The following is a 12,208-nucleotide window of genomic DNA, read 5'->3' on the forward strand; positions in this document are numbered from 1 at the left end:
TTGCTTTCTATTGCTACGCATTCAGGAGTAAATAAGATATTCCTTTCGTGTTTTTTGAAATTCTCTTGATTGTTCTTTCCACCATTCTTCCATGTTTTTAAGGGATTCATTTTTCTCCAGACTTTTTCTTAGTATGTCTGTTCCTGCTAGTATATCAATAGGAGGTTTCACTGCTTCATATTCATATGGCGGTTGTTTCCATTCAAATTTGTCTCTGTAAAGTTCCATAATAGATTTTAAAACAGCAACTCCAGTTTTGAATGGTTTGAATTTGTTCCTGTCAATAACGTGGATTTGCGCGCCTCCGCATAATTCTCCTGAGAATTTCTGAAATGTCGGTTGGAAATAAACAGGTCTGAATACAACTCCATTCAGTTTGTGTTCTTTTATTTTTTTTACTATTTTTTCAGGGTCAATAAATGGAGCCCCGAAAATTTCAAATGGACGTGTTGTTCCTCTGCCCTCGCTTAAGTTGGTGCCTTCAAGCAGACACATTCCAGGATAGACTGTTGCTGCATCCAGCGTCGGAATATTAGGGGAAGGCATAACCCATGGAAGCATTGTATCATCAAACCACATTTTTCTTTTCCAGCCTTGTGTTTTGATAATCTTCAGGTCAAGCGATGGATAAAATTTGTCTTTTAGGTAATTAGCTATTTCAGCTACTGTCATCCCATGTCTAACAGGTAAGGGGCGCTGCCCGACAAATGAAGAATATGAAGGATCAAGAACAGGGCCTTCAAAAAGAGCGCCGCTTATCGGATTTGGTCTGTCAAGCACTACTATGGATTTGCCTGATTCAAGACAAGCCTGCATACAGAGTTCCATTGTCCAGATAAAAGTATAATAGCGAGAGCCTATATCCTGAATGTCTACTATCATTATGTCTATGTCTTTTAACATTGAAGAATCAGGTTTTCTTGTTTGGCTGTAGAGACTGTATACGGGAAGTCCTGTGACATTATCTTTGAATCCCTGCCATTCAATCATATTGTCCTGAGTTTCACCTCTTACTCCATGCTGCGGCCCAAAAAGAACAGTTAGTTTTGTTTTTTTTGTTTTTAAAAAAAGATTTGTAGTGTGTTCAAGTTTATTATTGACTGATGCAGGATGAACCAACAGGCCTGAGCGTAAGTTTTTCAATTCAGCTGGCCAGTGTTTTTCGAATAAATCTGCTCCGGTTTTTACTAATTTCGGCATATCAGAATATACATTATTATTTTCAATACTACAAGACTGATAATTGACCTGAAGTTCTATATTCAGTTATTATTTATACAGTTCATTCTACAATGCTTCAGGAGGTTCTTAATGCCAATTTATGAATATGAATGTCTGAAATGCGGAGAAACGCATGAGATATTGCAAAAATTTAGCGATAAACCGCTTGATGTCTGTTCTAAATGTGGAGGAAAAGTTAAAAAGTTGATCTCCAATACATCATTTGTTCTAAAAGGCACTGGCTGGTATAAGACTGATAATGCCGTAGCACCTAAAAAAGATAAAAAGAAACATGGAAAGTCAGACATAAAACCTGAAGCCAAAACCGAGACAAAATCCGAACAAAAGAAAGAAACAGTAAAAACATAGTGCAGGATTTCCATATTCACATTCCATACGATGTGCTTGAAGAGCATCTTTCATTTATAAAAAAACATAAATTCAATCTCGAAATTTATTTCAGCTCTAAATCGCTTGACTCTTCAAATAAAAAAAATATCTGCAAGATGAGGAAGAGACTTGGCTATTACCCGTCTTTGTCGATTCATGCACCGTTTATGGACTTATCCCCAGGCGCTGTGGATCCTAAAGTTCGTGAAATAACAGTAGAAAGATTTGATTATATTCTGGATATCGCAGAATGCCTTGATGTTAAGACAGTTGTATTTCATTCAGGATATGAAAAATGGAAATACGGGCTTAACATGAATCTCTGGCTTGAGAACAGCCTTTTGACATGGGATAAGCTTTCCACTAAGGCCGCAGGCATTGGCGTGAAAATAGCAATCGAAAACATCTTTGAGGACGAGCCTTCAAGTCTAATGGCATTGATGAAAAAGATGTCTTCATCTCACTTTGGACTCTGCTTTGATACTGGTCACTTAAATCTGTTTTCAAAGATGCCACTTGATGAATGGATAAGGGCTTTAAAACCTTATATTCTTGAATTTCACCTGCATGATAATAACAAGACCGCTGACCAGCATTTGCCGATAGGAGATGGCACATTTGATTTTAAGACTTTATTCGAATCGATTAAAGGACAAGATATTATTTACACACTTGAGGCTCATACTGCCGAACATGTAATGAAAAGCATCGAAAGATTAAAACAGTACTTATAGGTTGTTCAGCTGATTTTTAATAGAAAAACCCTTCAGCTCTGGTTTTCTATGTCCCTTATATTGAATCATAACCTTATGCGTTTCACCAATAGTTCCAGGAAGAATCAGATTTTTAATCTTATCTATTTCAGCAAAATAGTCAGATGATGTTTTATATATGTTCGAAATTGATTTGTCAATGCCAAGCCCTAAAAGAAATGCTCCTTGCTGGCAAAATCCAATTGTTTTTATGCCTAACTCCTCCGCCCATTTCTTTACTGATGAAAAATTCACATGAGCAGTAATATCCTGCTCTCCAATGTTTTGATATGGATCTTCGCTGATTTGGTGTTTGTAATAGCATAGAAGGGTGCCTCTGTTTCTTTCTTCACTATAGTAATCCCATGAAGGATAGCCATAGTCTATTGTTAAAATAAAGCCTTCTTTTAAAATCTCACTTATTTCTTTCAGCCATTTTTTGATTTCAAGGTTTGTTTCTGTTCTATAGCCATTTTCAAGTTTAGTTGAGAATTCTCTCAGGTAATTTATTATTTCAATTGTGCTTGGTTTTTGCTTCAGCTCGGCAAGATTTTCGCCATCTGATTTAATAAATATTTCTTTGATTCCATTTTCCATCTCTATTAAGTGAACTGGAAATGAGTCAAGAAGCTCGTTCGACAAGATACATCCTTTTATCTCGCTAAGCTCTTTGATGGAAGATTTCCAGATAACCTTATCATCAAATTCAGAAAGAAGTTTTTTTTGTTCTTCCTTCATTGCTGGATTTATTTCAATAATTATGTATTTAATGTTTTTGTAGATATTACGTGGTTTCTGTCCTCTGATTTTTACTCCTGAAAAATATTCAAGAATGTCTTTGCATAAATAACCAACTCCAGAGCCAATTTCAATAATATTGAAATCATCTGGTTTTTCCATAAGCATCCACATTTCTTCAATCTGTTTGCCGAGCATTGCACCAAATATAGGGTGAAGATGAGAGCTTGTGTAAAAATCACCGTATCTTCCAATCCTTGCTTCTTCTGATGTGTAGTATCCAAACCCAGGCTCGAATAAGACCATTTTCATGAAAGTCTTAAAAGTAACAGGGCCGTCTTTTCTTATTTTATCTATAATTTTTTGTTTAACCGCATTCATATCAACATTATAGCTTTGCCTTGCTCTGCAAGCAACTTTAAATCAAATGCTTTTTATCAATAATGAAAGCTATATTTGACAAACCACATAACAAAAAAGTAATTTAAACAATGATCGCAATTGTAGATTACGGAATGGGAAATCTCCGAAGCGTAGAAAAAGGTTTTCAAAAAGTTAATGTTGATGCGCGCATTGTCTCAGACGCTAAGTCAATAGATGATGCAGATGGTGTTGTGCTTCCAGGGGTCGGTGCATTCATCGACTGCATAAAAAATCTTACTGACATGAATCTTACTGATGCAATTATAAAGTCGATATCAAAGGGCAAGCCCTATCTTGGGATCTGCCTTGGTCTTCAGGTTTTGTTTACTGAATCAGAAGAATTTGGAACATGCAAAGGACTTAATGTGCTTAAGGGCAGGGTTGTAAGATTTCCTAAGAACAAACTTAAAGTTCCTCATATGGGATGGAATACAGTGGATATCAAGAAAAATTCTCCTATTTTTAGTGGAATACCGGAAAAATCATATTTTTATTTTGTACACTCGTTTTATGTGGTGCCGGATGATGAGAGTGTGATTTCAGGCACTACTGATTACGGAACCAGCTTCACTTCAATGATATGGAAGGATAATGTTCTGGCAACCCAATTTCATCCTGAAAAAAGTCAGGAACTGGGGTTGAAGATATTGAAGGGGTTTGGGGATTTTGTAAAGAAAGAGATTGCATTCTGATTTGGCATCTGAGCCAGATGTAAAGCATAATAGGAATAAATTAGATTAATTTAATTAAGTCAGTCTGCATATACTGAACATCTCCTGAAGCCTTTTTTCATAAGTATGGTCTTTTAAAGTTCTCAGGCAAGCGTTTTCTGCGATAGATATTCTGCTTGCTTGATTTAAAGAAAAATAACGCAATTTATCTTTAAGCTCTTCAATTGTTTTGTATAAAACAATCTCTTTGTCAGGTTCATACAAGTCAGGGATCTCATCTTTGTAGTCGCAAATTTGAAGAATTCCGCATCCGCTTGCCTCAAATACTCTTGGATTTGTTCCATAATCCCATTTGCCAAACCATGAATGAATGTTAAGTGCAATTTTGGATTTGCTATATATAACAACCATTTCTTCGGGCTTAAAAAAACCACCTCTTGCTATCTTTTTTCGAAGTATAGAATTTTCTCCCAACTTTTTTATCCAGGGACCAAATATTGATATATTAAAATCACGAGATAATTCAGTAAGAATATTCTCACGTGCAGGTCCCCAATCGCCTACAAAGCTTATATCGTATTCATGCCCGGTTCCTGCTATTTTGCGATGTACCAGAGGGAATGCTCCAACAGGAAGATAAAATGCCTTTTGAATTCCATGGTTGCAGTAATCTGCAAGACTGCCTCTGGCATTAGTAAAGTAGTAATCATAGTGAGATGCTTTTTCAATTGAACGTTTTATCTGAAACGGGTCGTTAAGCCACCAGCAAATAGTCAGAATATTCTTGCTTCTTATATATTCGAGTATCTCCTTATCATGATCAAAGCCGAAAATTGTTAAGAAAATATCAGGTTTAAATGTTTTAATGGTTTTTTTAAGCTGACGGTTTAAGTTAGAGATGAATGCAGGCTTAGAAATTTTTTTCAAAATCTTTGTATGAAACTGAGTGCTGCCGAAATTGAAAACAACCACTTCATGACCCATTGAAACAAGGGTCTCATAAACATAGGTATTCATTGGAACAGTTTTCAAATGTTCGGGGACAGACAAAATTATTTTCATATGTTCCCCATATTTTTTTTGCCTGATTTTTTTTTGTTAAGTAAAGCCAAATTAGAGAGTATAGAATTGAGAACATCTTCTAGTGTTATAGACTTAGCGTTCTTATCTTTAGACTGCAACGCAATGTTCTGTGTTCCGTAAGGCTTCCAGATTGCAGGATTAGTTTCTCCGAAAATAGATATGACGGGAGCTCCTGCTGCAGCGCTTATATGGCTTGCTCCTCCATCTCCGGCAACAACAAAACTGCTTAAGGATGCTATTGCAGCAAAATCCATTAGTTTTTTGGTTTTGTAATAAAAGGCATTAGTGCCAATTGTTCTGCAGAGTGTATGTCCTTGTTCTTCATCTTTATCTGTGCTGGAAATAATGCATGTGAAAGCATGTTTTTCTATGAGGATGCGGCCAAGTTCGATAAATTTATCGATATCCCACGAAGATTTTTCTCTGTTATTGCTTATGTTGAATAAGATGACGGGTTTTCCCGAAGATATTTTGTTTAATGCAATAAATTCATGGACCTTATTTGTGAAATCAGCAGGGATTTCAATGCTGATATCTTTTGCGAAATCTTTGATCCCAATAACGCTTAAAATATTAAGGCATGTTTCAACTTGATGTGTATGTGCAAAATCCACAGAAGCAACAGGAAGATTGTAGCAATGTCTTAATATATGATTCTTATTAACATATCCAGCGCGAAGTGATGCACCGCTTATCAGTGTCAGAAGCGCAAGAGAGCTGGAAAAACCGCCTTTTACTCCAAATGCAATATCGAATTTTTTAATGGATGATTTCTTCTTGTAATTATTAATAAGCCTGTAAGATTCGAGATATTTATTTAAGAATAATTTATTATTGTTTTTATAAATGATAAATCCATTGATATAATCAAGGACTTGCATTATCTCTTGAGCAGGTTGTTCTGTGAAAACTGTAATTTTAGCTTTTTCGAAATGGTTTCGAAGAGTTTTTAAAAAAGGCAGTGTGCATATCATATCTCCAACTTTGTTAAGTCTGAAGACGATAATATTATTTATTGAATTTTGATCAATCTTTGAAAACATGGTTTATCTTACACTTTATGGCTTTAATCACATCTAAAGGCTTTATGGCCCGCATGCAGTCTCTTAATGGAATGCCTTCACAGCTGCCCTTTTTACATGGCATGCATTTCAGATCCATTTTTATTACAGTATGTTTTGAACTGTGCCATGGGCCCCAGCGTTTTTCATCTGTTGGTCCGAAAAGCGCTAATACAGGAGTTCCAACAGCAGCGGCTATATGCATGGGAGCTGAATCAACTCCAAAAAATAAATCAGATGCTTCTGATATTGCACCAAGTTGTTTCATTGTTGTCATCCCTGATAAATCTACTGATGATTTCTCTGACTTTACTAATGAGAGGATTCGCTTAGTCTTTTCCATCTCTCTTTTGTCTGGAGATGCTGTGATAATAACGCGGATATTATTTTTTAAAAGCCAGCTTATTACATCAGCCATATACTCATCTTTCCAGCATTTAAAAAGCCATCTGGCAACTGGATGTATATGCACGACAATATCAGAATCTTTTATTTGGTGTTTGATAAATATTTCTTTTACAAAAACCTTTGCATCTTCAGATGTATAAAAATCCACATTTAAATTGTCTGTTGAAATACCGTACTGTCTGACCAAGTCAAGATTTTGTACAACTGTATGATAATCGTCAGTTGGTTTACCAAGGTGTGTATATAAATGTTTTTTCCCGATAAATCCTTTTCTGCCAGGATGAAAAGCAAGGCAGTAAGATGCTCCAGATATAAAAGAAATCACAGCGGCCCTGTCGCCGCTTGTTAAATCAACAATCATATCAAAATGTTTTTTTCTGATTGTTTTGAGAAAGCTGAATTCGTTTTTTAGTCTTTTAAAAATGTTATTTTTTTTTATCGCTCTATTGAATACTATGATTTCATCAATCAGAGAATTTCCACTGAGCATTTCCTCTGTTCCTGAGTTGACCAGCGCTGAAATATGTGCTTTAGGAAATGTTTCACGCAGAGCCCTGAAAACAGGGACTGTAAGGAGAACATCTCCGATATTGCGGAGTTTGACAACCAGAATTTTGTTAATATTTTTAAATTGCATCTATTCCAGGTTAGAAAATCTGCTGATCATATTCATCAAAAAAGTATTTTATTTTACCATACTTCTATCGGATATTCTGTTTGAGATAGATTTATGAAAGCTAAACATTATTTAAAAAATTTAATAAATCTTTTATTGTTTTTTTAAATACAGGGTGTGTTATATGAGGAGCGATTTCGCACAATGGTTTTAGTACAAAATCTCTTTCATGCATTAAAGGGTGGGGTATTTCAAGAAGTTCTGTATTTTTTACCAAATCATCATACAAAAGGATATCAATGTCAATGATGCGGGGCCCCCATTTTATTTCATCTGTTCTCCCCATTTTTTTTTCAATCTGTTTAAGTATATTGAGAAGCTCGTCTGGGGTTTTATTGGTTTCTGTTTCAAGAGCCATATTGATAAATTTTGGCTGGTCTTTAAACCCCCATGGCTCTGTCTCATACATCTGTGACTGTTTTTTTATTGAAATACCGGATTCTTCTATAAGGTTTATAACCTTCTCACAGTTTTCCTTTCTGCTGCCGATATTAGAGCCAATGCATAAATAAACAGTGTGCATTAAAAATATCAGCGCAGAGTTTTTGCAATTCTTTCTACTGCTTCTTTTATTCTCTCAGCCGATACTGTCAGCGCAAACCTGACATATCCTTCTCCTGGTTTTCCGAATCCATTTCCTGGCGTTGTGAGAACCCCTGCTTTATCAAGGAGATGTGCAACAAAAGTGGAGGAGTCAAAACCTGATGCCGCTTTTGCCCAAAGATAGAATGTTGCCTTAGGTTTTTCGAGTTCCAGTCCGAGATTCACAAGTCCTTTGTAAAGGACATCTCGTCTTTCCTGATATGTATTTCTTATGGCTGACAAAACTGAATCTTCAGTTTTTAAGGCAGTGATTGACGCTTCCTGAACAGCCTGAAATATCCCAGAGTCAAGGTTTGATTTTATTTTTCCAAGTCCTGCTATAACATCTTTGTTTCCTACGGCAAATCCTATTCTCCATCCTGTCATATTGTATGTTTTTGATAAAGAATGAAATTCTATGCCTACTTCTTTTGCTCCATCTATCTCCATAAAACTCATAGGTTTTTCATTATCGTAATATACTTCTGAGTATGCTGCGTCATGGCATACGATGATATTATTTTTTTGGGCAAGTCTGACAACATCTTGATAAAATTCTTTTGGCGCAGTTGCAGAAGTAGGATTATTCGGATAATTAATGAATATAAGTTTTGCTTTCTTCAGAACTGAATCAGGTATCGATTTTATATCAGGAAGAAATTTATTTTCTTTGTTTAAAGGCATGAAATAGCTCTCTCCGCCGGCAAACAATGTAGCGACTGGATATACAGGATAGCCGGGTGAAGGCACAAGCACAATATCACCAGGATTTATAAATGCAAAAGGTATGTGTCCTATCCCTTCTTTTGAGCCAATCAAAGATAAAACTTCTGTTTTTGGGTCAATCGTAACATTAAATCTTTTTTTGTACCATTCAGCTACAGCTTCTCTGTAAGATAACATTCCCTCGTATGAGGGGTAGCGGTGGTGAGTTGTGTTTTCTACAGCCATTTTCATGGAATCTACTATATGTTTTGGCGTAGGCATATCAGGATCGCCAATGCTGAGGTCTATAAGATCGACTCCTTTAGCAAGCGCTTTCTGTTTCATGTTGTCTATTGTTGCAAATAAATATGGCGGAAGATTTTTTACTCTGTCAGCTAATTGCACAGATATCATTGACTTTAAGGCTCCTTTTAAAATTTTAACTATTATACAATAAACTTACATCTGTGTGAGAATTTGACTTTATAGCTGCTATTCTTTAGAATTACATGTGGTAAAATTATGAGTAAAAATCTCTGGGAAGTATATTTTAATTCTATAAAAAATCAGGATTGGGAAAAGGGATTAACTGCCCTTAATTCAATTCTAAAAAAAGAACCTAAAAATCCTCAAGTTCACCTGAAGATCGGCGATATTTTCCAGAAGGCAGATGATATGAATAATGCAATTGCTGCATATCATCAGGCTGGATGGCTTTTTATGAAAGAGGGGTTTTTGCAAAAGGCACTTGCAATATACAAAATAATTCTCAGGCTAGATCCAAATAATTCAGAGGCTGTAAACAAAACAAAAAATCTAATGATGGAACTGGAGAGTTCAAAATCTAAGACATCGGCAATTCCGTCTCTCGCCTCAGGAATCGAAACATTTTCGGAAGCTAAGGAGGCAGAGCAAAAGTTGGAACCAGAAATATCACAGACAGAATATTCACAGGCTGAACAGTCTCAGGATAATGAGATTAATATTGAACCTGTGTTTACTGGCAATATGGAAGACCTGATAGAAAGAACTTCTCTGGAAAAGCCATCATTTGAAGAAAACAAACTGCAGAAAGATGAGATTCCTGTTCAGGTGCCTGCATTTATGGAAGTAATACCACGAAAAGAAATTATCCAGATATTTAAAAAAATTCAACCTACGACATATTTGGCTAATGAGACGATTATAGAAGAAGGTGACACTGGAGATTCAGTTTACATCTTGAAATCCGGGCATGCGAATGTCGTAGCTCACATTTTGGGAAAGGAGATACAGCTTGCAAAGCTTTCGCCTGGCGATGCATTTGGTGAAGTAGCTTTTCTTACAGGAAGGCCACGAACAGCTTCTGTTATAGCAGCAGAAAGGCTTGAAGTGCTTGAGCTTAACAGGGTTGCACTCGAAGAAATATTTGATAAATATCCTGATTCGTTAAGGAAGCTTGAAGATTTCTATTACTCACGCGTGAAGGATACTGTAGAAAAGGTTAAAAAAATAAAAAAATAAAAAAAGGCATTTAATAAATAAATGCCTTTTTTTAGTGAAATAAATTATTTCTTTGCTGGTTCTTTCTTTACTGGTTCTTCTTTCTTTGGCTCAGCCTTCTTTACGTCTTTCTTGTCTTTCTTTGCTGAGGTCTGTTTCATAACTGACTTTGCTGTGTTTTTACCGTCAGCTGTTGTGTATTTTACAAGAACCTTGTCTCCAGCCTTTACGTCTGCGAGTGTCTTGTCATCAACGATGATAACAACATCACCCTTTTTCTTGCCTGCAACTGTGATTGTCTTTGCAACTGCGTCAACTGCCTTGACTTCACCAGTAACTGACTGAATTTTTTCTTTTACTTTCTTTTCGGCTTTCTTTTCAGCTTTCTTTTCAGTCTTTGTGTCAACCTTCTTTTCTACTGGTGCTGTTGTTGCCTTCTTCTCGTCAGCTGCTATTGATATTGATGTAACTGCAAATACGAAAAGCATTGCAACCATAAGTGCGATTATTCTTTTCATTCAATTCACCTCCTCTCAATTTAGATTTTAACTGTTAAATAACATACAATAATCATGCCAGCACTAAATGCCTTGAAAACTTGGATATTATACTGAAAGACTTTCTTTTTAGGGAAGTATGTCCTCTTTTAGGGAAGTATTAAGCCCGAATTTCTCCCATCTATACCAGAAAGTTTTATAACTCATACCGAGAAGTCTGGCAGCTTTTGCAGCAACATTGTTTGACTTAATCATGGCTTTTTTCAATAATTTTCTTTCAAGTTCTTCAAAATTAATGCCTTCTTCAGGTATGTCCATATCAAAAGTGCCTGCATGTTCAGAAAGTCTTAGCTCATTTTTGACATCCTTCATTGTTATCAAAGAAGAGTCGCACATTAAGACTGCAGTCTCAATAACTGATTCAAGCTGTCTGATATTACCGGGCCAGTGGTAGTCGATCAATGCTTTAATTGCAGAATTGTCTATTCCCTTTATTCTTTTGCCAAATTCATTGTTATATTTATTAATGAAGTAATTGGCAAGTTCAAGGATGTCTTCTTTTCGGTTTCTTAAGGCAGGAAGCTCAATCCTTACGACCTTGAGCCTGTAATAAAGGTCTTCCCTGAAATTGCCTTTTTTAATTTCCTGTTCAATGTCTTTGTTTGTTGCTGTAATTATTCTAACATCGACTTTTATAGATTCTTTTCCGCCAAGTCTTCTTATCTCCTTTTCCTGTAAAGCTCGCAGTATTTTTGATTGAGTTATAAGCGGCATGTCGCCAATCTCATCAAGAAACAGAGTGCCGCCCGTAGATGCCTCAAATAGCCCTGTGCGTCTTGATGCTGCGCCAGTAAAGGCACCAGCCTCATAGCCGAATAATTCACTCTCAAGAAGATTTTCCGGTATTGCAGCGCAGTTTATTGCAGTAAAAGGTTTTGCGCGTCTTGTGCTGTTATAGTGTATTGCATGCGCCATCAGCTCTTTCCCTGTGCCGCTTTCACCAAGTATCAAGACGGTTGCATGACTTGTAGATATCTTTTTTGCGATGTTCAATGCTTCTTTCATTTTTGAAGAATTCCCGATAATCCCCTCTATACTGAATTTTTCATATAAAGCCTGATGCAGCTGCTTATTTTCTTTTATTAGATCCATTCTCTCTAAAGCGCGTTTTACGGTCAGGAGCAGAACATCTTTATCTAGCGGTTTGGTCAGATAATCGAATGCGCCTTTTTTCATTGCTTCAACAGCTGATGCAACAGTGCCGAAAGCAGTCATTATTATTACAGCGGGTGATATCGCGCCATTCTTAACTTCATTAAGTACCTGAACGCCGTCCATTTCACCTAACTTAAGATCTGTAAGAATCAGGTCAGGATTGAATTTTTTTGAGATATCTATTGCTTCTTCGCCTGAAGAGGCAACAAAGGTCTCGTAGCCATTGTCTTCCAGAATTGTTTTTAATATGTTTCTCTGTAAAGGTTCATCGTCAACTACAAGTATGCCGGGCAAAATCTCCTCC

The 12,208-nt window shown here is 36.3% G+C and carries 13 protein-coding genes; 4 read left to right on the plus strand and 9 right to left on the minus strand.

Annotated features, from left to right (window positions below; translation table 11 throughout):
• Window positions 1-21: 21 nt before the first annotated feature.
• Window positions 22-1,200 carry a DUF1343 domain-containing protein gene (locus LLF28_02170; protein MCE5194252.1) on the minus strand — a complete coding sequence of 393 codons (1,179 nt, stop codon included), beginning with the start codon at window positions 1,198-1,200 and terminating at the stop codon, window positions 22-24.
• A 111-nt stretch (window positions 1,201-1,311) separates the two neighbouring features.
• Here LLF28_02170 and LLF28_02175 point away from each other — a divergent pair, with 111 nt between their 5' ends.
• Together LLF28_02175 and LLF28_02180 are read left to right on the plus strand one after the other, a co-directional pair.
• Window positions 1,312-1,590: a hypothetical protein gene (locus LLF28_02175; protein ID MCE5194253.1), complete on the plus strand. Its 279-nt coding sequence runs from the start codon at window positions 1,312-1,314 to the stop codon at window positions 1,588-1,590.
• Window positions 1,590-2,345: a sugar phosphate isomerase/epimerase gene (locus LLF28_02180; protein MCE5194254.1), complete on the plus strand. Its 756-nt coding sequence runs from the start codon at window positions 1,590-1,592 to the stop codon at window positions 2,343-2,345. Before LLF28_02175 ends, LLF28_02180 begins: the two co-directional genes overlap by 1 nt.
• Here the strand turns inward: LLF28_02180 and LLF28_02185 are convergent.
• On the minus strand, window positions 2,340-3,482 hold the full coding sequence (locus LLF28_02185) for an SAM-dependent methyltransferase (protein ID MCE5194255.1): 1,143 nt from the start codon (window positions 3,480-3,482) through the stop codon (window positions 2,340-2,342). The genes LLF28_02180 and LLF28_02185 overlap by 6 nt on opposite strands.
• A gap of 110 nt (window positions 3,483-3,592) precedes the next feature.
• Here LLF28_02185 and hisH point away from each other — a divergent pair, with 110 nt between their 5' ends.
• On the plus strand, window positions 3,593-4,216 hold the full coding sequence (hisH, locus tag LLF28_02190) for an imidazole glycerol phosphate synthase subunit HisH (protein MCE5194256.1): 624 nt from the start codon (window positions 3,593-3,595) through the stop codon (window positions 4,214-4,216).
• A 54-nt stretch (window positions 4,217-4,270) separates the two neighbouring features.
• Here hisH and LLF28_02195 read toward each other — a convergent pair whose 3' ends face one another.
• From LLF28_02195 to LLF28_02215, 5 genes are all read right to left on the minus strand, one after another.
• A complete protein-coding gene (locus LLF28_02195; GenBank protein ID MCE5194257.1) occupies window positions 4,271-5,257 on the minus strand; it encodes a glycosyltransferase in 987 nt (328 codons plus the stop codon).
• Entirely contained in the window at window positions 5,254-6,321 is a 1,068-nt protein-coding gene (locus tag LLF28_02200) for a glycosyltransferase family 9 protein (protein MCE5194258.1), read from the minus strand. The genes LLF28_02195 and LLF28_02200 overlap by 4 nt, the downstream gene beginning before the upstream one ends.
• Window positions 6,305-7,384 carry a putative lipopolysaccharide heptosyltransferase III gene (rfaQ, locus tag LLF28_02205; GenBank protein MCE5194259.1) on the minus strand — a complete coding sequence of 360 codons (1,080 nt, stop codon included), beginning with the start codon at window positions 7,382-7,384 and terminating at the stop codon, window positions 6,305-6,307. Before rfaQ ends, LLF28_02200 begins: the two co-directional genes overlap by 17 nt.
• Window positions 7,385-7,484: 100 nt before the next feature.
• Window positions 7,485-7,946, minus strand: coding sequence for a 2-amino-4-hydroxy-6-hydroxymethyldihydropteridine diphosphokinase (folK, locus tag LLF28_02210; protein ID MCE5194260.1), 462 nt, complete (start codon window positions 7,944-7,946; stop codon window positions 7,485-7,487).
• Window positions 7,947-7,954: 8 nt separating this feature from the next.
• On the minus strand, window positions 7,955-9,124 hold the full coding sequence (locus LLF28_02215; protein ID MCE5194261.1) for an LL-diaminopimelate aminotransferase: 1,170 nt from the start codon (window positions 9,122-9,124) through the stop codon (window positions 7,955-7,957).
• A 108-nt stretch (window positions 9,125-9,232) separates the two neighbouring features.
• Here LLF28_02215 and LLF28_02220 point away from each other — a divergent pair, with 108 nt between their 5' ends.
• On the plus strand, window positions 9,233-10,213 hold the full coding sequence (locus tag LLF28_02220) for a cyclic nucleotide-binding domain-containing protein (protein MCE5194262.1): 981 nt from the start codon (window positions 9,233-9,235) through the stop codon (window positions 10,211-10,213).
• 44 nt (window positions 10,214-10,257) lie between these two features.
• On the opposite strand, the gene LLF28_02225 is transcribed toward LLF28_02220, so the two are convergent.
• Both LLF28_02225 and LLF28_02230 read right to left on the minus strand, forming a co-directional pair.
• Window positions 10,258-10,710, minus strand: coding sequence for a hypothetical protein (locus tag LLF28_02225; GenBank protein ID MCE5194263.1), 453 nt, complete (start codon window positions 10,708-10,710; stop codon window positions 10,258-10,260).
• Between the two features lie 108 nt (window positions 10,711-10,818).
• The gene (locus LLF28_02230) at window positions 10,819-12,198 is read right to left on the minus strand and encodes a sigma-54 dependent transcriptional regulator (protein MCE5194264.1); all 1,380 of its coding nucleotides are present in this window, start codon (window positions 12,196-12,198) and stop codon (window positions 10,819-10,821) included.
• Between the last annotated feature and the right edge of the window lie 10 nt (window positions 12,199-12,208).

Source organism: Nitrospiraceae bacterium, assembly GCA_021373015.1.
In the GTDB taxonomy this organism is placed as follows: Bacteria; Nitrospirota; Thermodesulfovibrionia; order Thermodesulfovibrionales; family UBA1546; genus JAJFTJ01.